Raw genomic sequence first — 26853 nt, forward strand, 5'->3', positions numbered from 1 at the left:
TCAAACTACCGTAAGACTCTTTGAATTAACAAGCAATGTATGTGACCTCTCCGCGCGGGCACGCAGCGGACGCTTGATCACCGCTTCGCCAGATACCGCCCCGTCAACGACGCCTCACAGGCCACCAATCCAGACGGCACGCCTTCGTATTGGATCATACCCCCGTCGTGACCGGCACCTGGTCCCAGGTCGATCACCCAGTCGGCACGTGAAATGACGTCAAGATTGTGCTCGATGACGATGACCGACGAGCCCGCGTCAACCAGCCGGTCGAACAGCCCGATCAGCGTATCGACGTCGTTCATGTGCAGCCCGGTCGTCGGCTCATCCAGCACGTAGATATTGCCCTCCTTGCCCAGTTCGGCGGCCAGTTTCAGCCGCTGGCGCTCACCGCCCGACAGGGTCGATAACGGCTGGCCGAGCGTCAGATAGCCAAGGCCGACATCATCCAGCCCCTTCAAAATCCGCGCGATCGCCGGTTCGGTGAAGAAGCTGACTGCGTCCGAGACGCTCATCTCGTAGACGTCGCTGATCGACTTGCCACGCAGATGGTGCGTCAGGACCTCGGGCAGGAAACGCTTGCCATTACAGGTTTCGCACGTTGCCGCCACAGGATCCAGGTGCGCCAGATCCGTATAGGTCACCCCCAACCCGTTGCAGTCCGGGCAGGCGCCTTTGGAATTGGCCGAGAACAGCGCGGCATCGACGCCATTGGCCTTGGCAAATGCCTTGCGCACCGCATCGAGGATGCCGGTATAGGTGGCGGTGTTTGATCGTCTGGAGCCGCGAGCCAAATTTTGGTCGATGATGACTGTGTCGGGATAGGCCTTCGGCAAACAGCCCTGGATCAGCGACGACTTGCCCGAGCCCGCCACGCCCGAGACCACGGTCAGCACGCCTTTCGGGATCGAAACCGAGACGTTTTTCAGGTTGTTCAGGCTGGCGCTTTCGATACGCAGCTCGCCATCTCCCTTGCGCACCTTGTCCTTGATCGGCTGGTGCTTTTTCATATGGTTGCCAGTCAGCGTCCCCGAGGTTAGCAAGCCGGCATAGTCGCCCTCATAGACGATCTCCCCGCCCCGGCTGCCGGCGAACGGCCCCATGTCGACGACATGATCGGCAATGGCGATCATGTCGGGCTTGTGCTCGACGATCAGCACCGTATTGCCCTTGTCGCGCAACTGCTGCATCAGCCCGGCCAGCCGGCCGACATCGTGCGGATGCAGGCCCACCGACGGCTCATCGAAGACATAGGTCATGTCGGTCAGCGATGAACCCAGATGCCGCACCATCTTGACCCGCTGGCTCTCACCGCCCGACAGGCTGGAGCTTTCGCGGTCGAGGCTGAGATAGCCAAGCCCAATCGTCACCAGATTGTCCAACCGCGCCGACAGGGCCTGCAACATCGGCCCGACCTGCGGCGCCTGGATCGCCCGCACCCACTCCGCCAGATCGCTGACCTGCATGGCCGAAAGTTCAGCGACGTTCTTGTCAGCCACCTTGCTGGCCAGCACTTCGGCCTTCAGGCGCGCGCCCTGGCACGCAGGACAGGTGGCGCGGGTGAAGATCTTCTCGTATTCGCGCAGGACATGCGGTTGCAGGGTTTCCGGATCCTTGGCCCCCAGGCCCTTCTTGAGCTTGGTGACGACGCCCTCAAAGGTCAGGCCGATCTTGCCGACCTTGATCTTGCGGCCGTCATCGAGGTGCAGGAGGTTGTGCCGCTCCTCGTCGCTATAGTCCTTGATCGGCTTATCCATGTCGAACAGACCGGAATTGTTGTAGATTTCCCAGTACCAGGTGTCGCGCGAATAGTCCTTGGGCAACAGCGCACCGCTGTTCAGCGACTTCGTCTCATCGATAACGGCGGTCATATCCATGGCGGCCACCTGGCCGATGCCTTCACATTCGCCACACATGCCGCGCGGGTCGTTGTAGGAATAGTAGCCCGGCGCCGGCAGACGGGGTTCAGCCACGCGCGCGAACAGGACGCGCAGCATCTGGGCCGCATCGGTGACGGTCGCAACGGTCGAGCGCGAGTTGCCGCCCAGGCGCTGCTGATCGACGATGATGGCGGCCGAGATGTTTTCCAGCAGATCCGCTTCGGGCTGGCCGTAGTGCGGCATGAACTGCTGGACGAAGGCCGGATAGGTTTCGTTGATCAGCCTCTGGCTTTCGGCGGCAATGGTGCCAAAGACCAGCGACGACTTGCCCGAACCCGACACGCCGGTGAAGACGGTAATCCGCCGTTTCGGGATATCGACCGAGACGTTTTTGAGATTATTCTCGCGCGCACCGCGGATGAGGATTGAACCGTAGTCGGGCTGGGTCATGAAGGCTCCTTCGCGTGTCTGCTTGAGCATCATGCACGGGGTTGCCCGGGTTTGTCAGCAGCGTGCGATGATTTAAGCGACGCAACTCGACAAAAGGCGGCGCTTGAAGGACAGTCCGCATCTGTCACCATGAGGATGCCCATGCGCCGCCGCGACTTTCTGTGCACAACCTTGGCCTCAGTCGCCCTGGCGCCCCTTGCGCGCGCGGCAACAACAGCCGTTGCATTCAGCAATGACGACTGGCAGGTGCGAATCGATCCGGCGACGCTGGCGATCAGCGTCACGCCCAGGAACCAGCCGGCGCTGACGGTATCTGACGGCTTTCCGGCGCGCGCCGTCGCCGATCTCAAACAGACACCTGACGCCGCGCAATGGCGCTGGGGCACAGTCCGCGTCACCGCCGCCCTCTCCGGCCGCGACCTGAACCTGTCCTTCACCGTAGAAGCGCCTGAGACGCTGGAACTGCTGCGTCAGCCGGCAGCCGCCATGGGACGTGGCCTCATCCTGCCGCTGGCCGAAGGGCGTTACGCGCCCTCGGACAGCCCCGAATGGCGCGCCGACCTGCTCAATGCCCACAACGATATCAACACGACTGAAGACCTGACCCTGCCGCTCTGGGGTATGGACCACGGCGCCTTTACGCTGCACTGGCTGCTCGGCAATCCGTTCAACAACCAGCTGAGTTTTTCTGAGGCCGCGGGGGGGCTGGAGCTCAAGCTGAGCCACGAATTCACGCGCCTGTCACCGACAACACCGATGACAATGACACTGCATTTCGGCGACACGCTGCTGTCAGGCGCACAATGTTACAAGCAGCGCATTGTCGAAACCGGCCAATACCAGACCCTGGCCGACAAAATCCGCATTACCCCAGGTACCGAAAAGCTGATCGGCGCGCCGCAAATCTATCTGTGGGGCAATGGCCTGATCGGCGTGCCCGACGTCCGCGACTGGGCCGTTTTCATGACGACCTTGCGCGGGAGCGAGCCGTTCGCGACGCGTCTGCGTGGGGCGCTTGACGCCGAAGCGCTCGATCAACTCAGAGCGTTCCCCGCCACGCCGGCGCCCTATGAGCGCCGCGTCGTCGTGCGTCATGTCAATCAGGTCGTGTTGTCGTTGGCGCGGGGCGCATGGCAGCAGGAAGAGATCGACCTTGGGCGACTGACCGGCATCTATCCGGAGTTGCGGCAGCAATTCCAGGCCGCATTCAAGGCGTCTCTCGCGCCCGATCCCGCGACCTGGGGCGAAGGCCTGTCGAAGCGCACGATCACCGCTTTGAAAGAGGCAGGTTTCGACCGGCTATGGATCGGCCTGGGTGATGGTTTCGACGGCGGTCTGTGGCACCCGGAAGTCGTCCGCGCCGCCGCCGATGCCGGCTATCTTATCGCCCCCTATGACGACTATATGGGCGTGATCGCCCCCGGCGATCGTCCCGACTGGGCAACCTCGCAGCAGGGACGGAAACTGTACGAGACCTGTCCGATCATCCTGGCCAATGGCCAGCCGCGCAAGGGATTCATGGGCACGGGCTTTTATGCCAACCCGATCTGCGTGACGCCATCTTTGAAAGGCAGGGTGACGGCGCTCAAAGCGGCAGCCGGCTATAACAGCTGGTTCAGCGATGTCAGCGCCACCGGCATGGTCTTCGACGACTATCGCACCGGCCACGAGATGACTCAGGGACAGCACGCCGCCGCGAACAATGCCATCCAGCGCTGGTGGTCCGAGACGACCCAGGTGCCGCTGGGCTCGGAAGTCGGCAATGCGGTGACCAGCCAGGGCATAGCCTTTGCGCAGGGCACCGAGACGCCGGTCATCGGCTGGGGCGATCCGGACCTCGCCACCGATCAGTCATCGCCCTATTACACCGGCAACTGGTTCCCACCGGAGCAGCCAGGCAAGTTCTTTGCGCCGGCAAAAACCAAGCCGAAGTACCGGACGCTGCATTTCGCGCCGGGCGCCGTGGTGCCGCTGTATCAGACAGTCTTCCACGGCGCGATCATCACGTCGCACCACTGGACGTACGACAATCTGAAACTGAGCGATGTAGCGCAGGACCGCGAGCTGACTCAGTTGCTGCACAATGTGGCGCCAACCTATCACTTAAGCGCCGGAAGTCTGAGCGAACGGATACCGATTATCCAGCGGCAGTATGGCGTGTTCCGCAAGCTGCATGAGGCCTTGGCATTGCAGGCGTTGACAGGCTTTGCGTACTTGAGCGACGACAAGCTTATCCAGCGCACGACCTTTGCGGACGGCAGCCAGATCACGGTCAATTACGATGACAAGGCGCGCGACGTCGATAATGTGGCATTGGCTGGCAAGAGCTTGCGTGCTGTGTTGGCCGGCGGCGAGGTTGTGAACTACCAAAGCATTTAAACTGCTAGGCTCCACATTGCTTCGCCCTCTCCATTCATGGGGAGGGCGAAGAGGGTCTACTGATTAGCCTAAAGAAAAACGGCCCCGCGTGATCGCAGGGCCGCTTCAAACTCATTCAAAGGAAGCACATGGAGGAAAAGCATTTTCCCCCATGATTTGATTATGCTTCTTCCTTGACGCGCTTCTTGCGGAAGCTCGGGTTCAGCACCGACTTGCGCAGGCGGATCGACTTCGGCGTTACTTCCACCAGCTCGTCGTCCAGGATGTAGGCAATGGCCTGTTCCAGGGTCGGACGGCGCGGCGGCGTCAGGCGGATGGCTTCGTCCGTGCCCGAAGCGCGGATGTTGGTCAGTTGCTTGGTCTTCATCGGGTTGACGTCGAGATCGTCGATACGCGAATTTTCGCCGATGATCATACCCATATAGGTCTTCTCACCGCCACCGACGAACATCGTACCGCGCTCTTCCAGCTTCCACAGCGCGAAGGCCGAGGTCTCGCCGTCGCCGTTGGAAATCAGCACGCCCTTACGGTTCTGGTCGATATAGCCCTTATAGGCTTCGTAGTGCGAGAACACGCGGTTCAGCACGCCCGAACCGCGCGTGTCGGTCAGGAATTCGCCCTGGTAGCCGATCAGCGAACGCGACGGCGCCTTCAGCGTGATGCGCGTCTTGCCGGCGCCCGACGGGCCCATGTCCTTCAGCTCGGCCTTGCGGGCGCTGAGCTTTTCGATGACGACGCCGGTATATTCATCGTCGACGTCGATCAGGACGTCTTCGATCGGCTCCAGCTTTTCGCCGGTCGCTTCGTCGGTCTGGAAGACCACGCGCGGACGCGAAATAGCGACTTCGAAACCTTCGCGGCGCATGTTTTCGATCAGCACGCCCAGTTGCAGTTCGCCGCGGCCGGCGACTTCAAAGGCGTCCTTTTCTTCCGTTTCGGTGACGCGGATGGCGACGTTCGATTCGGCTTCACGCAGCAGGCGCTCACGAATAACGCGCGACTGGACCTTGGTGCCTTCCTTGCCAGCCAGCGGGCTGTCATTGACCGACACGGTCATGGAGATGGTCGGCGGATCGATCGGCTGGGCCGGCAGCGCTTCGCTGAGCGACATGTCGCACAGCGTATCGGCAACGGTGGCCTTCGACAGGCCGGCGATGGCGACGATGTCACCCGCTTCCGAACCTTCGTCCAGCGGCTGACGCTTCAGACCGCGGAAGGCCAGGACCTTGGTGATGCGGCCGCGTTCGATTTCATTGCCGTTGCGGTCCAGCGCCTTGATGGCCAGGCCAGGGACGGCCTTGCCCGAAGCGATCTGGCCGGTCAGGATGCGGCCGAGGAACGGATCGGATTCGATCAGGACGCTCAGCATCTGGAAGGGCTCGGCAGTGCGCTTCTGGGCGGCCGGCGACGGCACGTGCTCGACAATCAGGTCGAACAAGGGCGCCAGCGAATCGGACGGCGTGTTGATGTCCATGGTCGCCCAGCCGTTCTTGCCCGACGCATAGATGTGCGGGAAGTCCAGTTGTTCGTCCGTCGCGCCCATGGCGGCGAACAGGTCGAAGGCTTCGTTGTGGACGCGGTCCGGATCGGCGTGCGGGCGGTCGACCTTGTTGATGCACAGGATCGGACGCAGGCCCAGCTTCAGCGCCTTGCCCAGTACGAACTTGGTTTGCGGCATGACGCCTTCCTCGGCGTCGATCAGGATGACGCAGCCGTCAACCATGCCCAGGATACGTTCGACTTCGCCGCCGAAGTCGGCGTGGCCCGGCGTGTCGATGATGTTGATGCGGGTTTCGCCGGCCTTGCCGTTCCACAGAACGCTGGTGCACTTGGCGAGGATGGTGATGCCGCGCTCGCGTTCCTGGTCGTTCGAGTCCATGGCGCGTTCGACCGTCGCTTCGTTAGCGCGGAAGACGCCCGACTGGGCCAGGAGGGCGTCAACCAGGGTCGTCTTACCGTGGTCAACGTGAGCGATGATGGCGATGTTACGCAGGTTCATGTAGGCCTTTGCATACGACAAAAGCGCCTCATATCGTTTGTCGCGAGGCGCCTGATAACGGGATGTTTGTTCTGATTTGCGGCGCATATAACCGAAAATGCGCCAAAAGGCCATAGCACCCGCGCAACTATTTTCGCGGGTGCGAAGAACTGCGAGAGGGAGTCGCACTATTGGGGAACGCGCAACGTCTCGATATCACGCACTATCATTCTATAATATCGTTACTCAGCGATTCTGCGCTGGCCCATTGGATGCGTTATAAGGAGAGGCAACTTGGTGTTCAAACCCTCAGCATCAATATCGAGCATTTCCTTTTCGGGGGGAGATACTTTCAATTTTACCGAGAAAGAGAAAATAATCATTGTCGGCGCAAACAATAGTGGAAAATCTCAGACATTGAGGGAAATTTTATCGCTATCAAAGACAAATAAAAAAGTAAGATCAGTTGTATTGGAATCTATAACCGTAAATAAAATTGGGACAGAAAAAGAATTAGAAACTTTTTTAGAAAAAGAAGCATCATATATAAACGGCCAATACAGATATAATAATTGGAATTTACAATCAAATCACATTCAATTTTGGAAATTAGAAAATCTTGTAAACGAGATATCAACCGGATTTATAAAAAATATAACTGCAAACGAACGACTTAGTATTTGCGAACAACAATTAAGTATTTCCCCGTCGGACCCGAAAGCAAAGCCACAACATGTGCTCTATGATAACGACAACCTCATGGCCCACATCAGTAACCTTTTCAAGAAAGCATTCGGCCAAGAATTAATGTTTAATTTTCGAGGTGGAAGCAAAATTCCGATACACGTCGGAGATACCCCAAAAATACAAAAGAAATATGATCGCGTCAGCGACCAATATGTTGAAGCCATTATTAAAAATCCCTTGCTAGATCAACAGGGCGATGGGATGAAAAGTTATGCCGGAATATTATTTGAAGCAATCGTTTCAAACTTAGACATTGTACTTATAGATGAACCCGAGGCCTTTCTACACCCACCCCAGATGAGGCGGCTTGGAGAGACACTTTCGTCTGAAGTAAAGGGTCAACTATTCGTAGCAACTCATAGCAGTGACATTTTAAGAGGTTTTTTGGAAGGAACAAAAGGGAACATTAGAATTTTAAGAATTAAACGAGACAAAGAAAGGAATATAGTCACAGAGGCATCAAGTCAGACGATAAAGGAGCTCTGGGAAAAACCTGATCTTAGATATTCTAATGCTTTAGAGGGATTGTTTCACGAACAGGTTATAATATGCGAAGATGACAGTGACTGTAGATTAATGAATTCAGTTGCAGATTATATTTCACTTCAGGATAAAGAATCTTGGCCTGACACTGCGTACGTTCCAACAGGCGGAAAGCATGGCATTCCCAAAGTAGCGAAGATACTTAGGTTGATTGGCGTGCCAACTAAGGCCGTATTTGACATTGACTTTCTATCTGAGCGCAACTTGGTAGCCGAAACAGTTGCGGCATTTGGAGGGGATTGGCAGCAATGCGAAGCAATATGGTTACGTATTGACGCAGCAGTTCGGAATGGGAAAAAGCCAAAAACAAATCAAGAAATAAAAAACGATATTGTTAGCATAATTGAGAAATCGGACGCTAACTCCCTTCCAAAGGGCGACATAACTGAGGCTCTAAAACAAGGTTCGCCTTGGGCTGATATTAAACGATATGGCACGGCAGCAATCCCTGGCGGGCATGCTCAAAAGGAATTCAATAAACTTCAAAATTATCTGGAAGAAATCGGAATATACGTAATTCCAACTGGAGAGGCTGAAAACTTCTGTAAGGAAATTGGTTTGCATGGACCCAAGTTTGTCACAAAGCTCCTTGCTACAATTCCACTTTCCGATCCACGATTAGAACAGCTCAGGTCTTTCGTAAAAAAAGTTCACATTTAGACTGTAATTAACGATCAGGTGGGGCTGGGGAGTCTTACTCAAGCTCTGAACTAAGGTGCGGCCCAACTTCGCTACTATTTCCCATAAGCGATATAATCGCCGTCACGTGTGACAACTTGATTTAGGCGCAGTGTGTCAGCGAAGCTTTCCGCGCTTTCCAGGTTAAAGCAGGACGAAGCCCCTCACCCGATCGCCGTCGCTTGCGCTCGGCTCTCGTCCTCCCCCGTAAACAGGGAGAGGTGGTTATATCCCGATCGAGATGTCGCGGTTATAGTCCTGGCGCAGGCCAAGTTCGCGCGCGTCCTGAAGGCTCAGGATCTTGACGATGCGCGGGGCATCCGGAGAGGTCCGCATGGGCCGGGCGTCGATGTCGTACTGCCATTCGCCGACATTGAACACGGCCGCATTGCTGCGATCCTTGACGACCTGAAAAGGCTGGTCATGCCCATCCAGCTGCACCCACGCCGTGATATACAAACGCATACTCTTACTCCTCAAAAGCGAAAGCCGTTGTGAGGCGAGCAAACCCATACGTCAATGCACGTTTTCGTCAGTCCACGGTTTTCACCGGGATTATGTTACCCGGCGGCCTTAAGTTCCTTGAGCACGCTGCTGGCGCGCGCCTTTTCCTTGTCCGTCAGCTTGGGCTCGAGCGCGTTGGCTGCCTTGCCGGCCTTTTCCAGGCCTTCCTGTTCGGCCAGGCGGAACCAGATCAAGGCCACGGCGCGGTCGGCATCGCCACCCTCGCCTTTTGACAGCATGACGCCGATGTTGAACATGCCGTCGGGATTGCCCTGCTGGGCGGCCGCCATGAACCATTTGCGCGCGATGACCAGGTCCTGGCCGACGATTTCGCCGGTATAGAAGAAGGTGCCGATGGCCACCTGCGCGTCGGCCTGGCCCGCCAGGGCGGCTTCCTTATAGTAGACGAGCGCCTTTTGCTGATCGGCGGCGACGACTTCGCCGAGATCGTAGAGCCGGCCCATCTCATAGAGTGCGTCCGGATGGCCGCGCTTGGCGGCGTGCGACCACCATTCGGCCGCCAGCTTGCGATCGGCAAGCACGCCATCGGCGCCGTCATAGAGGATGACGCCCATCGCGTATTGCGACGGCGCGTAGCCTGCGGTACCTGCGCGGGTATAGTATTTGACGGCGCCCTTCATATCGACTTCGCCGCCCATGCCGCTCTCGAACATCCGGCCGGCGATGTGGGCGGCCGGGACGAAGCCGAACGTATCCGCCTTGATGTACCACTTGCGCGCCGCCTTCGCGTCCTTGTCGATACCCCAGCCGGTCAGGTAGATGCGCCCCAGCAGCATGGCCGCATCCGAGCGCGTGCTCATATAGGTGGGATCGTCCTCCCCCCACTTCTGCACGTCCTTGGTCGGGTCGAACGGCGCCTCGGCCACCTTGGTTAGCCACATGATGGCTTCCTTGCTGTCGGGCCTGGTGCCCAGCCCCAGCAGGTACATCTTGCCTTCCATCAGGGCGGCGGAATCATAGCCCATCTTGACGTAGGACTTGCGGAACAGGTCCAGCGCCTCCTCGTACTTCTTCTCATCAAAGGCCGCAAAGGCTTCGCGCAGTGACTTGTCCCGGCGGGCGATCTGGCTGCGCGCAGCGGCAAAATTTCGGTCGGACGGGTTACAGGCAGGGCCCTGCTGGCCAGGCGCCAACTCGCCTTCCATCCCCGGCAGGCCGGAACGCTGCCCGGAGCGAGCATTGCCACCCGGTGAATTGTCGCTGAAATTCTTGTCGTCTTCCTCGCGGCGGACATTGAAGTCATCGAGATAGCCCTGGACAACCGGATCGTAGGCCGGGTCGTAGTCTTCCATGAAAGCACAGGACGAGGCGCGCGACGGATCGATGCGGATGACGTTAGGGTCGTTGCCGTTACGCTTACGGCCGAAGATGGTCAGGGTATCGCCGGAAGGAACTTCGGTCGCCTCGGCCTTAGGGGCTTCCGTTTTTGCCGGCGCCGCCTGGCTCCACGCCGGCGACGCGACCGTCAAACACAGGATTACGCTCAGAGCCGTGCGCATACGCCGTCCGGATACAACCATAGTCCCCTCCCTTGGTATTTATAGTACAAGGATAAGTCAGGGGTTGCTCAGCGTCAATCGCGATCGATCATGATTGCGCACACTTAACTTGGCTGATCGAGGATTTCACGGACCTTGGCGGCCAGGTCGTCGACGGTAAATGGCTTGCCGATCAGTTCTACGCCGGGATCGACGACACCATTGTGGACGACGGCGTTGCGCGTATAGCCCGACGTATAGAGCACCCTCAGGTCCGGCCGCAGCGCCTGCGCATCGTCGGCCAGCTTACGGCCATTGCCGTCGGGCATGACGATGTCGGTGAACAAGAGGGCGATATCCGGATACTGTTTGATCATCCGCAAGGCAGCGGCATAGCCGTCGGCTTCCAGTACGCGGTAGCCAAGCTCGGTCAGGGCGTCGATGCTGAACTGGCGCACCGCTGCCTCGTCGTCGACGACCAGAACAACCTCCTGCGCCTCACCCGTCGGCCGGCCGTAGTCCGCACCTTCGTCGTCGGTCTTCGCGGCGGCATTGACGCGCGGCAGGTAGATCTTAACCGTCGTGCCTTCGCCCGGCTCGGAATAGATCTTCACGTGCCCGCCAGACTGTTTGACGAAGCCGTAGACCTGGCTGAGCCCCAGTCCCGTGCCCTTGCCGGTCTCCTTGGTGGTGAAGAAGGGATCGAAAGCCTTGGCGATGACCTCGGCCGTCATGCCCTCGCCGGTATCGGTGACGGCGATCAGCACGTACTGGCCTTCGGGCAGGCCAGGCTGGGCGGCGACATAGCGGGCATCGAGATGGGCGTTCTGGGTCTCAATGGTCAGCCGGCCGCCCTTGGGCATGGCGTCGCGCGCGTTGACGCCCAGGTTGAGGATGACGTTTTCGAGCTGGTTCGGGTCGGCATTGACGCTCCACAGCCCGCCAGCCAGCACGGTTTCCAGCCGGATGCCGGCGCCGATCGAATGCCTGAGCAGGTCGGACATGCCGGATACCAGCCGGTTGACATTGATGGCTTCGGGCCTGAGCGGCTGCTGGCGCGAAAAGGCGAGCAGGCGCTGGGTCAGGGCAGCGGCGCGCTTGGCGCCGTCCATGGCGGCGTCGAGATAGCGCTTCGAACGCGGGTCTTCGACGCCAACGCGGCGGGTCAGCAGATCGAGCGACCCCATGATAACGGCCAGCATGTTGTTGAAATCGTGCGCCACGCCGCCGGTCAGCTGGCCGACAGCCTCCATCTTGTGCGCCTGGCGCAGCGCATCCTCGGCGGCAGCCAGAGCGATGGTCTGGTCCTTTTCCGCCGTGATGTCGCGGCCATAGGCATAGATGCGGTCGCCTTCGGTCGTCGTCCGCCACGACAGCCAGCGCGCTGTACCATCAGCGTGGGTATAGCGGTTTTCGAACCCGTTCAGGTCTCCCCGGGTCAGGGCCAGGTCGAGATTGTCCTGGGTGCGCCCCAGGTCCTCGTGCCAGATGAATTCGCTAAAATGCCGGCCCGTCGCATCGGCAGGGTTGCGGCCGAGTATGGCCTCCCAGGCCGGGCTGATGGCGTGGAGTATGCCGTCGAGGCCCAACACCACCTGGACGTCTCGCGCCTTGCGCCAGACGCGGTCGAGTTGGGCCGTACGTTCAGCGACCTGGATTTCCAGCGTCTCGTTCAGTTCGCGCAGCATCTCCTCACGGTCGCGGACCGCGCGTTCGGCTTGATGACGCTCGGTGACGTCGGAACCTTCGACAAAGATGCCGGTGACCTCGCCCGAGGCGTCGCGGATCGGCTGATAGACGAAGTCAAGGAAACGCTCTTCGATGGCGCCGTCATCCTGCAGGAGGGCGACCTTGGCCGCGTAGGCGGTGTAAGGCTCGCCGCTGCCATAGACGCGGTCCAGCAGCTTCCCAAATCCTTGTTCGACGACTTCCGGCAGGCCTTGCGCCAGAGGCAGGCCCAGGACGTTGCGGCCTGAGATCAGCTTGGCGTACTGCGGATTGATATATTCAAAGACGTGTTCCGGCCCGCGCAGCACGGTCATGAAGCTGGGTGCCTGCTCGAACAATTGCAGCAGGCGCTCGCGCTCGCCCTTCAATTCGCGGGCATTATGCACCTTGCCGGTCGTTTCGACGACTGTGTCCATGATGCCGGCAATCTTGCCGTTCTCGTCGCGGACAGGGCTGTAGCAGAAGGTGAAATAGGCGTCTTCGGGCGCGCCATAGCGGGCAACCGGAATGTGGTGATCCTCGATGAACACCGCCTCGCCGTCCATCGCCTTGTCGATGATCGGCTTCATGTCGTCCCAGACCTCGGCCCAGGTGACGCGATAAGGCTCCCCCAGCGAGTTGACCTTGGTCTCGCCCAGCAGCGGCACATAGGCGTCGTTGAAGATGGCGACGAGGTCCGGGCCCCAGAACAGGCACTTCGGAAACTTCGACGCCATCATCAGATCCACGACGATCTTCAACGCCGGAGACCAATCGCTGATCGGCCCCAGCGGCGTTGAAGCCCAATCGAAGTTCCGTACCTTTTCGGCCATGGGTCCGCGATCGGCGGGAAAAGGCAGGCCGGTCGTGTCGGTCATTCACTCCCTTTCGCAGCCCCCGCCACGAGATTCGACGAAACCTAACACGAGGCGGCAAGCGATTAACAGGGAAATAAACCGTTTGGCGAAGTCCCGGGCTGGCAGGGGTTACCGCACTACTTGAGCAGCGAAGTCCGGCCGATCTTGCCATCGGCCCATTTGAGGAAATGGCGCATGTTTGGCGCGTCCGTGTGACCGCCGGTGTGCTGGCGCCAGGCCAGTTCGCCGTCGAGCAGATCGGTTTCGGGCGGCGGCAATTTCGCAGTCCTGTAGGCATTGCCGACGCCCAGATCCTTTGCGCCGAGCAGCTTCCACACCGAGCCCGCCGCGACCGTCGCCATGAAACTGCCTTGCTGATCGAGCCACAGGGCATCGCCCATTTCCGGTACACCATAAGAGATAAAGGTCAGACGCGGCGCGGCCAGGGCGATCAGGCTATGAGAATCAATCGGCATGTCCGCCGCTGTCTTCGGCCCGGCATATTTCAGAAAGTTGCCGGCCATCCAGTGATACTCGCCCGAACCCGCCAGGCTTTCGACCTGTTCACCGAAGTTGCGGCGATAAGGACTGACACCGCCCTCGCCGGCCGAGCCAATCAGGCCGAGCGTAAAGCGCTCATCGAACGCCATGGTGACGAGCGCGGCCTTGCCGTAGCGCGATACGCCTTCGATGCCGACGTGCTTTGCATCCACTTCAGGCCGGGTTTCGAGATAGTCGAGGACACGGCTGGCGCCCCAGCCCCAGGCGCGCAATGCGCCCCAGTCATCAGGCTTGCGCGGCTGGCCTTTATTGGTCAGTCCGATAATGCCGCGCGTCAGGCCAGCACCATTGTCGGCCTGGTAGCTGGTCGGATTGACGATGACGATGCCCCAGCCGTCTGCGACCAGTTGCTGGATACGCTCTTCGGGGCCTGAGCCGGGCGGTGGCGGGAATGGCGCGGCCGTCGCCAAGTCATAGGCCGGATATTTGGCGAAGACCTCGGCCAGCTGAGGGTCGCGCGCCGTCAGCTCGGCCTTCAGCGCGGCATTGATACGCGCAAGGTCTTCGGGCGCGGGCTGTTGCGGCGCCGGGAACTTCGTGGCGCCCCAGTTGAACATGACCAACACCGGCACCGGCTTTTTGGTGGCGTCGGCGGGCAGGATGAGCATGGCGTCAATGCTGACGTCCAGTTCCGGAAACGCGGAATTGTCAGCCACGCCTTTAAGCCGCGTCGCCATCACCGGCTTAAAATTGATAAATTCCATCTCGCTGGCAACCACCGACCAGGTCACCTTCGGAACATTGGCCGGGATGCGGCCGACGATCTCGCGTTCGAAGTCGGCGGCGATTTCCGGCCGGCGGTGTGTGCGCCATTGATCGGCCGTGGTGACCGGCTTGCCGTTTTTCAGCGTCAGCAGTTCGGGCCAGTCGGGCGTGGGATTGGCCTTGGCTTCGTCGGTATTGGCGGCATTGGGAGCAGACGGGTCGCCGCTTGGCCCTGACCGAATCGTCTTGATACTCAACTGATCGAGCATCTGGCGGTGATCCTGTTCGGTCGTCATTTGCGCCACGGCAGGTGTCGCAAGTAGCGCAAGGATCAAGGCGAGGGCGGTTTTCATCTGTCGTCTCCCAATATTTTTGGTCAGACCTTACCACGTCGTGGTCAGACGAAAAGCGCTTACCGACATTTTATCAACAGGGCATGGCAAACGCGAAGCATTCCGACGTGGCTCCGGCGTAGGACTGTGAAACCTTCATGGAGTTATGCGATGCGCAGTCCCGCCGCCAAGATCCTTCCCGTTGCCGCCGCCCTGCTGGCCATTGCGGTCGCCGCCTGCAATCCGGAAGGCGAGCGCACCACCGTCACCGGCAGTGAAATGGCCGATGAATTCTCGGCGCAGAATGTCTCGACGACGCCGAAGAGCTATGAGCCGGAACTGCCCCCAGTTGAAATGCCTGGCATGACCAGTGTGTCAGCGTCGACCATCGCCCCTAAGTAGGCGGCAATACCGGCTCAGTCCTGGCCGAAAGGCCGCGTTTCAGCGCATCTTTATCCAACTCGCCTTCCCAGCGCGACACCACCACGCACGCGACGCTGTTGCCGATAAAGTTGGTCAGGGCACGGCACTCGCTCATGAACTTGTCGATGCCGAGCACGATCGCCATCCCCGGAACCAGCGCCGGATTGATGACGGCCAGGGTCGCACCGAGCGTAATGAAGCCTGCCCCGGTCACGCCACTCGCGCCCTTTGAAGTCAGCATGGCCACGACCAACAAGGTGACCTGATCTGCGATCGACAGGTGGACATTCATGGCCTGGGCGATGAACAGCGTCGCCAGGGTCATATAGATGTTGGTGCCGTCGAGATTGAAGCTGTAGCCGGTCGGGATAACCAGGCCGACCACCGGCTTCGAACAGCCCAGCCGCTCCATCTTTTCCATCAGGCCGGGCAGCGCGCTTTCGGACGACGATGTGCCGAGGATGATCAGCAATTCATCCCGGACATAGCGGATCAGACGGAAGATCGAGAAGCCGAAGCCCCAGGCAACCGCGCCCAGCACGACGAAGATAAAGATCGCCGCGGTCAGGTAGAAGACGCCGATCAGGGCTACGAGATTGCCGATAACCGCCGGACCGTACTTGCCCAATGTGAAGGCCATGGCCGCACCGGCGCCCAAAGGCGCGGCCTTCATCACCATGTTGACGATGTCGAAAATGACGTGGGTCGCTTCATCGATCAGGGTGCGCACGTGAACAACGCGATCGCCCAGCCGCATCAGGGCAAAGCCGGTCAGGATGGCCAGCAACAGGACCTGCAGGATGTTTCCTTCCGCAAAACCGGAAAAGAAGCTTTTCGGGATCAGGTGCAGCAGGTAGTCGGACAGCGTTTCATGCGTTTCCGGCGAGACGTATTTGGCGATGGCCGCGGCATCGCCCGCTGCGTTCAGGCCCGCGCCCGGATGCGCCAGATTGCCGACGACCAATCCGATAACCAGGGCCAGGGTCGACATGATCTCGAAATAGACGATGGCCTTGATGCCGACGCGGCCGACCTGGCCCGCCGCCTTCATATGGCCAATGCCCGACACCACCGTGCAGAAAATCAGCACGGCGATCATCATCTTCAGTGCGTTGACGAAACCGTCGCCAATAGCCTTCATCCAAGGTTGTGCCGCGACATTGGGCCAGATCAGGCCGATGGCCGCACCTATGACAATGCCGGCCAGGACCTGGACGTAGAGCAGCGACCAGAAGGGCTTTTGTGTTTGCAGGGACGTACTCACGCGGCCGGCCCGACGGTAATGGTGAGGTCCTCGAGCCCGTCGATATGGACGACGAGCGCATCACCAACGGTGACAGGACCGACGCCTTCCGGCGTACCAGTATAGATCAGGTCGCCGGGCTGTAATTCATAAAAACGCGAAATGTAGGCGATGACATCAGCGATGGACCAGATCATGTCGCCCAGGTGGCCGGACTGTTTGACCTCACCATTGCGCGTGAGTGTAATGCCTCCGCCTTGCGCCGCCTCGCTGCGCATATAGGCGTCAGCGGGACAGATTGAACCGATGGGCGCAGATTGTTCGACATTCTTGCCGATGTCCCACGGCCGCCCCTTGCCCTTGGCGTCGTTCTGCAGGTCGCGGCGTGTCATATCCAGCCCGCAGGCATAACCGAAGACGTGGTCAAGCGCGTTGTCCGGCGCGATATTGCGACCGACCTTGCCAATAGCGACAACCAGTTCGGCCTCATAGTGGTAGTTTGAAGTTTCCGACGGATAGGAAATTTGCGTACCAGAGGGCACGACGGCTTCGGCCCATTTGGTAAAGAAGAAAGGCGGTTCCCGGTCCGGGTCCGATCCCATCTCGCGCGCGTGGGCAGCGTAGTTGCGGCCGATGCAGAAGACCCTGCGCACCGGAAAGCCTTCGCCCGTCGTAACGGGCACGATTGTCGTGGCCAGGGGCGCGAAGGCCAGGGTCATGAGTGCTTCCTCTTGATTTGCCGCGCACTCTATTCTGTAGTTCCCTCTCCCCGCAAGCGGGGAGAGGGTAGGCGTCGGGCGGCGAGCCGGAGGGGCTTATGAACGGCGCAAATTTCTCTGAAATCACAGAATAAGCTGCCAGGTTGCCGCAATCACTGTTCGCGCCTAAGCTTACTTGCGATGAACATATTTGAGCTCCTCAAGAGCCCCTCACCCCAACCCTCTCCCCGCAAGCAGGGAGAGGGAGCATATAGGCGCCCACTCACCGTCGCCGAGCGCGCGGCATTGCCTCCACGGTTGCTGGCGGAAATGCCCGATAACGTCGTGCTTAGGGGCAAGCCCCACCCCCTGTCGCATATATCGCGCTGGCTCCGGGGTTATGCCGTTATCCTGGTGCGCGGCAGGACCATCTTCTGGCCAAACCTTCCTCGCGACATGAGCCACAACCCCGTCCTGCTGTCTGTACTGGCGCACGAACTGGTCCATGTCTGGCAGTACCGCACCGGCATGACGCTCCTCAGCTACTTTGTCCGCGACGTCATCGGCCATCGCGGACGCTATGCCTACCAACTTATTCCGGGAAAACCCTACGCCGACTACGGCTATGAACAGCAGGCGGCGATGATGGAGGATTGGGTACGCCTGCGCCACGGCTTGCCGCTACGGTATGGCAAAGATATTGCATCGGAGGACCTGACCCGCCTGCTGCCCTTTGTCGGAGACCCGTCATGACTGTCGACAACAGCCCCACCCTGTGGTGCGACGCCCTGCCCCGCCTGAAATCCGACGGCAGCAAGTATAATCGCGGCCACGCCCTGGTCGTCGGCGGCCCGATCCAGTCGACCGGTGCAGCGCGGTTGGCGGCACGCGCGGCTTTGCGGATCGGCGCCGGCCTGGTGTCGGTGGTGTGCGACGAAACCGCCCTTCCTGTCTATGCGGTGGCCCTCGAAGCCATCATGACCAAGGTCGCAAAGGATGCCGCCGCGTTTTCGCACCTGCTCGAAGACAAGCGCATCACCGCCGTCCTTATCGGCCCCGGTGCGGGCCTTTCCTCCCGAACCTGCGAATTCGCCATGGCGGCGCTTGCCTCGGGGCCGTGCGTCCTCGACGCCGACGCCCTGACCGTGTTCAAAAAGGTTCCGGCAGCCCTGTTTCGGGCCACCTCCGCCACCACTCTGATGACGCCGCACGAAGGCGAATTTGCCCGCCTTTTCGGCCCGGTCAGCGACCGCACGGCCGACGCGCAGAAAGCAGCCAAGACTTCCGGCGCTGTGGTGCTGCTAAAAGGCCGTGACACGGTCATTGCCGCGTCGGATGGCCGCACGGTCATCAACCGCGATGCCCCGCCACAACTTGCGACCGCCGGCACGGGCGACGTGTTGGCCGGCATGGCGACGGGCCTGATGGCTCAGGGCATGACGACATTCGATGCGGCGTGCGCGGCCGCCTGGCTGCACGCCGAGGCCGCCCGCTGCTTCGGTATCGGCCTGATCGCCGAGGATCTGGAAATCCAGCTTCCCCGGCTTCTGTCAGATTTTAAATGATACAGGTCGCGCCCGTGCCCTTGAGGCCGCAGTAGCCCCCCGGATTCTTGTCGAGATAACCCTGGTGGTAATCCTCGGCAAAGTAGAAGGGCGTGGCGGCATCTGCCCCGGTCGTATCGGACGGCTGGAAGACCTCGGTCGTGATGGCGCCCTTGCCCAACAGCTTCATCTGGGTGGCGAAGGCGTCGCGACTGGTCATGGCCAGGGTATATTGCTCAGAAGTCGCCGGGATGATGGCCGAGCGGTACTGCGTGCCGACATCATTGCCCTGACGGTTGCCTTGGGTCGGGTCGTGGTTCTCCCAGAAGATCTTCAGCAACTGCTGGAAGCTGATCACCTTGGGATCATAGACGACAAGCACGCCTTCGGTATGGCCGGTCTGGCCGGAGCAGACTTCTTTGTAGGTCGGATTGGGCGTGTAGCCGCCGATATAGCCGGCCGCCGTCGTGAAGACGCCCGGCTGTTTCCAGAACAGGCGCTCGACGCCCCAGAAGCAGCCCATGGCGAAGACGACGCTCTCTGATCCTTCCGGATACGGACCTTTGAGCGGCGTATTCAGGACCACGTGAATATCGTCGGTGGGGATGGAATCGGGCCGGCCCGGCAGGGCCTGGCTCTGGGAAATCATCTGGGATTTGAGACCGAACATATGCTTCGAACCTTTCGTTACACGGCTTATACGCGCTGGCCTTCGATATGGTTACAAAAAAAGCCAATGTTAAGGGCAGGATTCGCTTGCGAAGTGGCGCGGCGTGGTTATAAAGGCCGCCTTCCACGTGACGGCCTTTGGGCTTTGTTACGAACTGGATGGACAGGTGGCCGAGTGGTTGAAGGCGCACGCCTGGAACGCGTGTATAGGGGCAACTCTATCGAGGGTTCGAATCCCTCTCTGTCCGCCACATCTCACTGAAAATTAAGCGAATTTCCGCCACATGGCGGCCAACCCCATACTTTAGCCCATACTTTACGGCTATTTTCGTTAGTTTCCCACTACGGACGGCGATTCACGCCCGTACTATCTTTGTTCACGCGTTTCGCCTCGGCGGTCACTGATTCGCGCGGGATTGGACGGCCATCCGACAAACTGCCCCACACCCGGCAGCTTCCCGCGCGCTCCTTAGGGTGGCGTGGTGTCGCAATGGGTGGTTTAGAGGTCGTACCGGCCGGCTATGTTCGTGCGGATGAAGCCTTCAAGGCAATACCAATCGTCTTTGATGAGCACTGCGATAACGCCGCCCTGATTCAACAGCTAGTAGTTTCGACCTTGACCGCTTCGAAGTAGACATTTCCACACAAGGCGAAAAGGACAGGCCGTGGCGGCCTATCCTAAATAGTGATTCGGTGACAGCTGTCTCAGAATTGACCGATTTGATGCGCGGCCTCGCCATTTCAGTTGTGTTAGATCGCGAGCGCCGCTCCGACAATCTATCGTTCTGGTATGAGGGCCGCGGATCATCAGCCTCGTGCGTCAGCATCACCCGTCGCTGTACGTGAGGGCGATAAGCCTGCTGGCCTCGTTTGATTGATCTGCACAGAGAACTGTCAAAACCTGTACTGACGAGGGAGCGGGGTCGATAAGCATCAGGTCATCGGCCCGTCGCTAGGCGAGCTATTGGACAGCTTGTGATGTGGCCGTCAACCTGCGCCACAAACATCGGAAACAAAGAAATCCAGGGGCCGCAAGAGGTGCTCGACGAGGCAAAGTGCAAGTTGATATTGCAGTCAGGTACTGACCCAGAGACCCGTTCCTCAAGGATATCACGGCGAAATTCCGGCCGACCTCGCGCTTGACGTTGTGTTTCATAATTTACCAGGGCCCGGGCATATATCGCGCCCTTGCTGATACTCGGTCAATATTGAACGACCGAGTAAAGTGAGCGAGCAGTAATATGGTTACCCCTGTTTCAGAAGACGGCAAGGCCATTCTTCACGCGCATAACATCGAGATCCATTCTGGTTTTCTGGGCGCGCATCCCGAAACCAATATAGCTCCCTCGTCATGCTGGTATGGCCCAATTCATGCTGACAGGCCACTAACCCTCGGCTCGTACAGCTACTCATGGTCACCAATATCGCCCCATTTGCGCAGTGTCGGACGTTATTGTTCATTTGCAGCTGGAATTGCCATGGGCGATGTCGAGCATCCGATTGACCGTCTTAGTACCTCGCCTTTCACATACGATGGAAGTTTCATCTTCGAACGGCACTTACGCGATCGGAAGACCGGCTTCCAGTTAGATCCATGGTCAAACAAAGGGGACGACCGGCAGATAGTGATCGGGAATGACGTTTGGATTGGCCACGGCGCTTACATTAAGGATGGGGTTACAATCGGTACCGGTGCCATTATCGGACGTGGCGCCGTGGTTACAAAGGATGTTCCGCCATATGCTGTGGTGGTAGGCAATCCTGGCGTTATCAAGAAGATGCGGTTCAAGGACGAGTATGTTTCGGAACTCATGGAGATGCGTTGGTGGGAATATGATTACGCCGATTTCGCAGGCATAGACCTTACGGACATTAAGTCAGCGATTGAAAATTTATGGCAGCGACTGCCCAGGCTATTGCCCGAGCGGTTGACCTATATCGACGCTCGCGACGTTATGGGCGGGTGGACGCAACGCCCAAATGTCAGCCCTGTCCTACCGATGGGGTCTTTTGTAGCGGAAAGTCCTAAAGAACGGCGTGACTTAGCCATGACCTCGTCTCGGGCGGCACCCTGACGGCTTGGCCTTTGCAGGCTGTCCGGAAGCCGTGGTCTCAGAAAGAAGTAAGAGTGTAGTCGCAAGTAGCCGGGCCACATTCCGTGGTTTGATCATGGTGGCTCTCCGTGGGTCGCGCAGGCAGTAGACCATCCTTTTCGCAATCTGGAAATGGCATATGCGCCACACGCAGTTTGTCATTTTACGTGGGCCTGACCCTCCCTTAGTCCGCCCTTTTCGTCATGCAAGGCAATGCGATCAGCAAACAATCCGAATTTCTCATACACGCGGAAAGGATGTTACTCGTGCCGATATCTCGCCCGCAATTAGAAGGATAGGGCTCGGAGAGCTTACCTTTGCCTCCATTGTAACAGCGGGAAGGATCAATTCTGATGGTAATCAAAGCGCTTGAGACGGACGCGTTTCGCCGGCCGTTTGGGATATGGCCGACGCGTGAGCAACGCCCCCACCAACGCGATGCGCCACATGAAATCCCGCGAAAAGTTCGTCACGCGTACCGGAATATGCATTTTACTGGGTCCTTGGGACAAATCGTGCGCTGAAACAGGCTAAGATGCCGCTCCGCACGTCAAAATCCTAGGCAGTCGCACAGGCTGCAAAAGTGGCGATGGTGCGTCTGGCCTCGGCCTCGGCTAGTTCCCGTTCCTCGCGGCCTTGCTCGTCCTTTTCGGCGGCTTCCTGCTCCCGGCGAGCGTCAATATAGTTACGTCCTTCGACCTGATAGACCCTGCGCCACTTGTCACGGTCGGCTCTCGCCGTGTCCAGACTAATAGACGGGTACGGGCCTAAGCCCATTTCCTTGAGCTTGCCTTCCCACCTGAACCGGAACACCCAAGATTTAGACCCCCTGGCAGTAACGGAGAGGTAAAGGCCGTTCCCGTCGTTGTGGTAACCGGGCTTTGTGATCTGATCGACGGTGGTTTCCATCAGGCGCTCGCCAGCCTTCCGGCGTGGCTTCTTGCCCCGCGTTATGGCGCTGAGGTTGGCCCCGCGCCCGGATCCCGTCTTGACTGCCTGATCGTCTGTCACTTGCTCCGCCCCATACTTTGACCCATACTTTTTATAGTAATGGTCATTTTCGCAGGTTTACACCTATTTCCATTCGGAAGGAAAAAACGTTGTGCGATAAGGATGTCAGAGTGGGTCCGAAACGAACTATTCACAGCTATTTACAAAGGTTAGGCGGACTCTCTGTCCGCCATCCCAAAGACAGAGCCTCCTTGCGGGGCTTTTTCTTTGGGATGGCAAACCGACGGCTTCGAACCCTCGATAAGCAAATAGAGAGGGTTCGTAACCGGAGCATCACAGATGCGCAGGTTCGGCGAAGCGTAGCGGAGCCAATCCCTCTCTGTCCGCCTGCCGTAGAAGACGCAGGCTCTATAACTGCATCCGACCCGCAACATGCGTCCGACTCTCGCCGCCGATCCACACCTGTCCGCCGCCATCAAGACTGGCATAAACCCGCCCCTTTCGGTCGAGACACGCGCCCTGAGCTGCGACATAGTCCCCCTTCACCAAACCGCTCTCGAACAGCCATTGCGCCAGCGACGCATTCAGACTGCCTGTCACCGGATCTTCGAGGATAGCGCCCGTATGGTCGCCAAAGAAGGCGCGCACCTCAAAGGCGACATCTCCCGACGCGTGCGGTCCGACCACACCGATATCGACCCGTGTCGGCCAGCTTCGTGCCGGCGTGAGCGACAACACCTTCTCCGCCGACGCCAATCGGATGCCTAGCCAGCCCGGTCCATTATCAACCCAGGCGGCGTCTGCGACCTCGCCCGCCGCAATCCCAAGAAATCGCAACGCATCCGCTAGTTCTCCGGCCGACGGCGGGCCTGAACGCAGCAGCGGTGGCGCCGCGAAAGCCAGCCGACCGCCGTCGCGACGGATTCTCACCAAACCCGCTCCGCATTCCTGCACGATCTCCGATCCGTTCTTCGGCACGCCGCCGGCTTCGAGCCAGGCGTGGCAGGTACCGAGCGTCGGATGGCCGGCAAACGGCAGCTCCCGGTCCAGAGTGAATATCCGCACACGATAATCCGCCTGTGGATCCTCCGGCGGCAGCAGGAAGGTCGTCTCTGACAGATTGAACCAGCGCGTGATCCGCAGCATGTCCTCGGTCGAGAGGTCGCCCGCGCCCGCGACGACCGCCAGCGGGTTGCCGGAGAAGGCTTCTGCCCCAAACACATCTACCATCGCAACCGAAATGCCCATGACCTGTCCTTTTCCGCGAGAGGTCCCGTCAAGCCCTTGCCGGACAGCCTGTCAACATGCTGGAGCAACATGCCAAGGTAGGCCGCCCCCCTCATCGACGCCCCCTTGCCGGTAATCGCTAGCCTTTGCGCAGGATGCGGACGACGCGGTTGTAGACCGCTTCCGAATTCATCCAGGAATTCTTGCCGCTGGTGCTGGTGAATTGGACCACCACCGTATCGATATCCTTGTGATAGCGCGCTATGCTCTGGTAGCCCGGTAACAGGCCAGTGTGCTCATAAGGATAGACCGACGTGTAGATCGCCTGCGCCTCGCCGCTCAGCAATGATCCGTCGTTTAGCGCCCTGAGGAAGATGCCAACATCCTGGGCCGAGGCGACCATCGACTCGCCTGGCACCACGAAATTCAGCGGTTTCGCGTCGTCGGGATAGCCTGCCACGTAGCCGCTCATGATATCGTCCGGGTTCACCTCGCTCATCAGGCCGTAGGTATGGGTCAGGTGCAGCGGCGTCAGAATTTCGGCCTTGATATAGTCGCGGTGGCTGTAGCCCAGCGTCTTGTCGAGAATGCGGGCAATCAGCAGATAGTTGCTGTTCGAATAGCCGTAATGCGTGCCGGGCTTGAACTCTGCGGATTTGTTCAGAATCAGCGCCAGCATGGCGTCGGAATCACCCGGCCGACCCCAGTCGTGCCCCGGCTCATCGGTAAAGTTGCGAATACCGCTCCGGTGCTGCAACAGCATGCGTAACGTTATCCTTTCAGCATAGGGAATGCGGACGCGCAGTTCGGGCAAAAGCTGCGCAAGAGTGTCGTCGAGCGACAGCCGGTCCGCGGCGACCAGCTTGGTGGCGGCGACGGCGATGTACAGCTTGCTGATGCTGGCGATCTTGAACAGGGCGTGTGGATCGGCCGGGACCTTCGCCGTCCGGTCCTTCCAGCCTGAGGCGTAGAACGCCGGCGGCTCGCCCTTGCGATGGACATAGACGACGATGCCGTCAAAGCCGTGCTTACGGGTCGCGTCTTCGACCTGTTGCTGTACGGTCGGCGGCAACGGCGCCAGCGCTGCATAGGCCCAGTCCCACGGCACGAAGATCGCCAGGCTGACGATAGTGGCGGCCGCCGCAACCGTCCGGATGAGCCAGATAATCGCTTTTGTCATGACGTGCCCCCTCTTGGTCCGTCTCAGAGGAAGTCGCGTTTGGTGGTCTGGATGCGCGCCGTAAGCAGCAGCACACAGGCCGCGGCCACGACCTGCGCCGCCACAACGGTGATCGCCGTCGCATCCCAGACGATAACCGGGCCGTGGATGTTGCGCTGAATGGGCTCCAGGAAGACGACGGTCCAGAGGTAAGCCGAGGTGCCCATTTCACACAGCGGGATAGACAGGACAGTCACCGGCAGGGACTGCGACAGCAGGCTGACCGACAGGATGCCGCTATAGGCGAGGAAACTGCCAAGGAAGATCATGGTGACGAACGGAACGGCGCCGAGGGGCAGCAGACCCAATCCAAAGGCGAAGTAGTAGCCGAAGGCGGAGACAGCCAGCCAGAAGACGGTAAAGACCGGCAGGTTGACCAGGATCTTGGCCGTCGTGAACTCCCTGACCGTCAGCGGCAGGCTCATGATAAAGGCCTGCGTCGCCTTTTCCTTCTCCATGACATTGGTCCGCATCACCATGACAATGCCGCAGGTGACCATGGGCCCGAACAGGAAGACAAAAGCCATATTCATCAGCACCCAGTCGGGTACCCGGCCATGAAGCGCGCCCAGGGCGCCTGCCGAGGCCAGGCTGATCAGGGCAAAGACGGCAATCGTCCTGCGCATCATGACGAAATCCTTGGCGACGAGCTTTGAAACGATCGAGGGGCTCATGCGGCGAGGTCCGTTTTGGTAGCAGCCCGGGCGGACTGGACGATGCTGAGAAAGATTTCTTCGAGGGTCAGGCGCTCAACGGCGGTGACGGCGAAGCCGGCCTGGCTGAACTGCGCGGGCACGCCGTCGTCATAACCGGACACCGTCACTGTCCACAGCGAACCGCTTGTCTGCACGTCACGAATATTGGCCAACTTCGGCAAGGGACCGCTGCCAGTCAAGCGAATGCGCCGCCAGCCATCGAGGAAGTCTTCCTTGTTGAGCGACTCGACGACGCGGCCGCCATAGATAAAGGTGATGTAGTCCGAGATCTGTTCGACATCGAGCGTGTTGTGCGACGAGAACAGGATCGAGCGCGTCTCATCGGCCAGGGCGTTCATCATCTCGTCCAGCACTTCGCGGCGGACGACGGGATCGAGGCCGGTGGTCGGCTCGTCGAAGACCAGGAGGCTCGGGCGGCGCGCCAGGGCCAGCAGCAGGGTCGACTTGACCCGCTGGCCGTGGGACATGCCCTTGACCTTCTGTTTGGCGTTCAGGTCGAAACTGCGCAACAGGGTCTGGGCGTAGGCGTCGTCCCAGGTGTCGAAGATCGATTTGACGAAGTCCATGTGAAAGGCCAGGGTCTGACCTTCATAGAGACGCATGTCATCGGAGACGAAGCCGATATTGCGCTTGGCGGCGATCTGCTGAGCGGGCATGGCGTGGCCCAGCACGCGGATCTGGCCGCCATCCGGGCCAATCAGCCCCATGATCATGCGCATGAGGGTCGATTTGCCGGCGCCGTTCGGCCCGACCAGCCCCATGACTGTCCCCTGTTCGAACGACAGGTCGACATTGCGCAGGTTGAAATGGGCATAGCGTTTGCTCACGCCGGTGCACTCTATTGCCAGAGGCAGGTTCATCCCTCAACTCCCCTATTCCATATATTGTTTGAGCATCTCCGCCGCCTTGTCGGGCGAGATGCCGAGTGACCTGGCCAGCCGGGCGGCCTGCTCCAGATGCACAAGCAGCTCCCCGCGCTGGACCGATTTCAGGTCGAGCGCTTCGCTGACGAAGCTGCCCTTGCCCTGATGGGTCACAATTATTCCTTCGCGGCCCAGCTCGAGATAGGCGCGCTTGATGGTGATGACGCTGACTTTTGTGTCTGCCGCCAGCTCGCGGACGGACGGCAACGGCGTGTGGGGCGGCCAGTCCCCGACAGCAATCCGCTGGGTAATCTGCTCCATGATCTGCTGATACATGGGACGCGTGTCCGTCTGCGAAAACACGAAACCGTATTTCATATACACAGT

21 protein-coding genes and 1 tRNA gene are annotated in these 26853 nt (G+C 59.5%); 7 read left to right on the forward strand and 15 right to left on the reverse strand.

The window, feature by feature from the left end:
- Positions 1-77 precede the first annotated feature (77 nt).
- Positions 78-2330, reverse strand: a complete 2253-nt coding sequence (locus tag AC1DON_RS10165) for an ATP-binding cassette domain-containing protein (RefSeq protein ID WP_476934685.1) — start codon at positions 2328-2330, stop codon at positions 78-80.
- 141 nt (positions 2331-2471) lie between these two features.
- Between AC1DON_RS10165 and AC1DON_RS10170 the strand changes: the two genes are divergently transcribed.
- The gene (locus AC1DON_RS10170; RefSeq protein ID WP_476934686.1) at positions 2472-4709 is read left to right on the forward strand and encodes a glycoside hydrolase; all 2238 of its coding nucleotides are present in this window, start codon (positions 2472-2474) and stop codon (positions 4707-4709) included.
- Positions 4710-4869: 160 nt separating this feature from the next.
- On the opposite strand, the gene typA is transcribed toward AC1DON_RS10170, so the two are convergent.
- Positions 4870-6708: a translational GTPase TypA gene (typA, locus tag AC1DON_RS10175; RefSeq protein WP_476934687.1), complete on the reverse strand. Its 1839-nt coding sequence runs from the start codon at positions 6706-6708 to the stop codon at positions 4870-4872.
- 276 nt (positions 6709-6984) lie between these two features.
- Between typA and AC1DON_RS10180 the strand changes: the two genes are divergently transcribed.
- The gene (locus tag AC1DON_RS10180; protein ID WP_476934965.1) at positions 6985-8637 is read left to right on the forward strand and encodes an ATP-dependent nuclease; all 1653 of its coding nucleotides are present in this window, start codon (positions 6985-6987) and stop codon (positions 8635-8637) included.
- A gap of 243 nt (positions 8638-8880) precedes the next feature.
- On the opposite strand, the gene AC1DON_RS10185 is transcribed toward AC1DON_RS10180, so the two are convergent.
- The 4 genes from AC1DON_RS10185 to AC1DON_RS10200 all read right to left on the reverse strand — a co-directional run bounded on the left by AC1DON_RS10185 (position 8881) and on the right by AC1DON_RS10200 (position 14841).
- The gene (locus tag AC1DON_RS10185) at positions 8881-9120 is read right to left on the reverse strand and encodes a hypothetical protein (RefSeq protein ID WP_476934688.1); all 240 of its coding nucleotides are present in this window, start codon (positions 9118-9120) and stop codon (positions 8881-8883) included.
- Positions 9121-9215: 95 nt separating this feature from the next.
- Entirely contained in the window at positions 9216-10700 is a 1485-nt protein-coding gene (locus AC1DON_RS10190) for a tetratricopeptide repeat protein (RefSeq protein WP_476934689.1), read from the reverse strand.
- Positions 10701-10783: 83 nt separating this feature from the next.
- Positions 10784-13243 (reverse strand): PAS domain-containing protein, encoded by a 2460-nt coding sequence (locus tag AC1DON_RS10195; RefSeq protein ID WP_476934690.1) that lies wholly within the window; start codon positions 13241-13243, stop codon positions 10784-10786.
- A gap of 116 nt (positions 13244-13359) precedes the next feature.
- Positions 13360-14841, reverse strand: a complete 1482-nt coding sequence (locus AC1DON_RS10200) for an alpha/beta hydrolase family protein (protein ID WP_476934691.1) — start codon at positions 14839-14841, stop codon at positions 13360-13362.
- Between the two features lie 150 nt (positions 14842-14991).
- Here AC1DON_RS10200 and AC1DON_RS10205 point away from each other — a divergent pair, with 150 nt between their 5' ends.
- Entirely contained in the window at positions 14992-15222 is a 231-nt protein-coding gene (locus AC1DON_RS10205; RefSeq protein ID WP_476934692.1) for a hypothetical protein, read from the forward strand.
- Here AC1DON_RS10205 and dctA read toward each other — a convergent pair.
- Positions 15215-16507 carry a C4-dicarboxylate transporter DctA gene (gene dctA, locus AC1DON_RS10210; RefSeq protein ID WP_476934693.1) on the reverse strand — a complete coding sequence of 431 codons (1293 nt, stop codon included), beginning with the start codon at positions 16505-16507 and terminating at the stop codon, positions 15215-15217. The genes AC1DON_RS10205 and dctA overlap by 8 nt on opposite strands.
- Positions 16504-17205, reverse strand: a complete 702-nt coding sequence (locus AC1DON_RS10215) for a fumarylacetoacetate hydrolase family protein (protein WP_476934694.1) — start codon at positions 17203-17205, stop codon at positions 16504-16506. Before AC1DON_RS10215 ends, dctA begins: the two co-directional genes overlap by 4 nt.
- Positions 17206-17514: 309 nt before the next feature.
- On the opposite strand from AC1DON_RS10215, the gene AC1DON_RS10220 reads away from it, so the two are divergent.
- Together AC1DON_RS10220 and AC1DON_RS10225 are read left to right on the forward strand one after the other, a co-directional pair.
- Entirely contained in the window at positions 17515-17937 is a 423-nt protein-coding gene (locus AC1DON_RS10220; protein ID WP_476934695.1) for a hypothetical protein, read from the forward strand.
- Positions 17934-18749: an NAD(P)H-hydrate dehydratase gene (locus AC1DON_RS10225; protein WP_476934696.1), complete on the forward strand. Its 816-nt coding sequence runs from the start codon at positions 17934-17936 to the stop codon at positions 18747-18749. The genes AC1DON_RS10220 and AC1DON_RS10225 overlap by 4 nt, the downstream gene beginning before the upstream one ends.
- Here AC1DON_RS10225 and msrA read toward each other — a convergent pair.
- Positions 18742-19398, reverse strand: a complete 657-nt coding sequence (gene msrA / locus AC1DON_RS10230) for a peptide-methionine (S)-S-oxide reductase MsrA (protein WP_476934697.1) — start codon at positions 19396-19398, stop codon at positions 18742-18744. The two genes, AC1DON_RS10225 and msrA, sit on opposite strands and share 8 nt — an antisense overlap.
- Before the next feature lie 160 nt (positions 19399-19558).
- Between msrA and AC1DON_RS10235 the strand changes: the two genes are divergently transcribed.
- Positions 19559-19648, forward strand: a tRNA-Ser gene (locus AC1DON_RS10235).
- A gap of 990 nt (positions 19649-20638) precedes the next feature.
- Positions 20639-21472, forward strand: a complete 834-nt coding sequence (locus tag AC1DON_RS10240; protein ID WP_476934698.1) for a CatB-related O-acetyltransferase — start codon at positions 20639-20641, stop codon at positions 21470-21472.
- A 576-nt stretch (positions 21473-22048) separates the two neighbouring features.
- Here AC1DON_RS10240 and AC1DON_RS10245 read toward each other — a convergent pair.
- The 6 genes from AC1DON_RS10245 to AC1DON_RS10270 all read right to left on the reverse strand — a co-directional run bounded on the left by AC1DON_RS10245 (position 22049) and on the right by AC1DON_RS10270 (position 26802).
- Positions 22049-22399 (reverse strand): Arm DNA-binding domain-containing protein, encoded by a 351-nt coding sequence (locus AC1DON_RS10245; RefSeq protein ID WP_476934699.1) that lies wholly within the window; start codon positions 22397-22399, stop codon positions 22049-22051.
- 450 nt (positions 22400-22849) lie between these two features.
- Entirely contained in the window at positions 22850-23689 is an 840-nt protein-coding gene (locus tag AC1DON_RS10250; RefSeq protein ID WP_476934700.1) for a PhzF family phenazine biosynthesis protein, read from the reverse strand.
- A 118-nt stretch (positions 23690-23807) separates the two neighbouring features.
- Positions 23808-24848 carry a serine hydrolase domain-containing protein gene (locus AC1DON_RS10255; RefSeq protein ID WP_476934701.1) on the reverse strand — a complete coding sequence of 347 codons (1041 nt, stop codon included), beginning with the start codon at positions 24846-24848 and terminating at the stop codon, positions 23808-23810.
- 23 nt (positions 24849-24871) lie between these two features.
- Positions 24872-25561, reverse strand: coding sequence for a hypothetical protein (locus AC1DON_RS10260; protein WP_476934702.1), 690 nt, complete (start codon positions 25559-25561; stop codon positions 24872-24874).
- Complete coding sequence (locus AC1DON_RS10265; protein WP_476934703.1) at positions 25558-26463, reverse strand: ABC transporter ATP-binding protein; 906 nt, start codon at positions 26461-26463, stop codon at positions 25558-25560. The genes AC1DON_RS10260 and AC1DON_RS10265 overlap by 4 nt, the downstream gene beginning before the upstream one ends.
- A gap of 12 nt (positions 26464-26475) precedes the next feature.
- Entirely contained in the window at positions 26476-26802 is a 327-nt protein-coding gene (locus AC1DON_RS10270) for a GntR family transcriptional regulator (RefSeq protein ID WP_476934704.1), read from the reverse strand.
- Positions 26803-26853 lie beyond the last annotated feature (51 nt).

Source organism: Asticcacaulis sp. P4_H10 (genome assembly GCF_056400965.1).

What these genes read in the sequence shown, in the direction of transcription:
- AC1DON_RS10225 (WP_476934696.1), top strand. Translation starts at nt 17,934, where the DNA reads ATGACTGTCGACAACAGCCCCACCCTGTGGTGCGACGCCCTGCCCCGC.
- AC1DON_RS10205 (WP_476934692.1), top strand. Translation starts at nt 14,992, where the DNA reads ATGCGCAGTCCCGCCGCCAAGATCCTTCCCGTTGCCGCCGCCCTGCTG.
- AC1DON_RS10250 (WP_476934700.1), bottom strand. Translation starts at nt 23,689, where the DNA reads ATGGGCATTTCGGTTGCGATGGTAGATGTGTTTGGGGCAGAAGCCTTC.
- AC1DON_RS10220 (WP_476934695.1), top strand. Translation starts at nt 17,515, where the DNA reads ATGCCCGATAACGTCGTGCTTAGGGGCAAGCCCCACCCCCTGTCGCAT.
- AC1DON_RS10195 (WP_476934690.1), bottom strand. Translation starts at nt 13,243, where the DNA reads ATGACCGACACGACCGGCCTGCCTTTTCCCGCCGATCGCGGACCCATG.
- AC1DON_RS10245 (WP_476934699.1), bottom strand. Translation starts at nt 22,399, where the DNA reads ATGGAAACCACCGTCGATCAGATCACAAAGCCCGGTTACCACAACGAC.
- typA (WP_476934687.1), bottom strand. Translation starts at nt 6,708, where the DNA reads ATGAACCTGCGTAACATCGCCATCATCGCTCACGTTGACCACGGTAAG.
- AC1DON_RS10255 (WP_476934701.1), bottom strand. Translation starts at nt 24,848, where the DNA reads ATGACAAAAGCGATTATCTGGCTCATCCGGACGGTTGCGGCGGCCGCC.
- AC1DON_RS10270 (WP_476934704.1), bottom strand. Translation starts at nt 26,802, where the DNA reads ATGTATCAGCAGATCATGGAGCAGATTACCCAGCGGATTGCTGTCGGG.
- AC1DON_RS10170 (WP_476934686.1), top strand. Translation starts at nt 2,472, where the DNA reads ATGCGCCGCCGCGACTTTCTGTGCACAACCTTGGCCTCAGTCGCCCTG.
- AC1DON_RS10165 (WP_476934685.1), bottom strand. Translation starts at nt 2,330, where the DNA reads ATGACCCAGCCCGACTACGGTTCAATCCTCATCCGCGGTGCGCGCGAG.
- AC1DON_RS10265 (WP_476934703.1), bottom strand. Translation starts at nt 26,463, where the DNA reads ATGAACCTGCCTCTGGCAATAGAGTGCACCGGCGTGAGCAAACGCTAT.
- AC1DON_RS10185 (WP_476934688.1), bottom strand. Translation starts at nt 9,120, where the DNA reads ATGCGTTTGTATATCACGGCGTGGGTGCAGCTGGATGGGCATGACCAG.
- msrA (WP_476934697.1), bottom strand. Translation starts at nt 19,398, where the DNA reads ATGTTCGGTCTCAAATCCCAGATGATTTCCCAGAGCCAGGCCCTGCCG.
- AC1DON_RS10200 (WP_476934691.1), bottom strand. Translation starts at nt 14,841, where the DNA reads ATGAAAACCGCCCTCGCCTTGATCCTTGCGCTACTTGCGACACCTGCC.
- AC1DON_RS10190 (WP_476934689.1), bottom strand. Translation starts at nt 10,700, where the DNA reads ATGGTTGTATCCGGACGGCGTATGCGCACGGCTCTGAGCGTAATCCTG.
- AC1DON_RS10240 (WP_476934698.1), top strand. Translation starts at nt 20,639, where the DNA reads ATGGTTACCCCTGTTTCAGAAGACGGCAAGGCCATTCTTCACGCGCAT.
- AC1DON_RS10215 (WP_476934694.1), bottom strand. Translation starts at nt 17,205, where the DNA reads ATGACCCTGGCCTTCGCGCCCCTGGCCACGACAATCGTGCCCGTTACG.
- AC1DON_RS10260 (WP_476934702.1), bottom strand. Translation starts at nt 25,561, where the DNA reads ATGAGCCCCTCGATCGTTTCAAAGCTCGTCGCCAAGGATTTCGTCATG.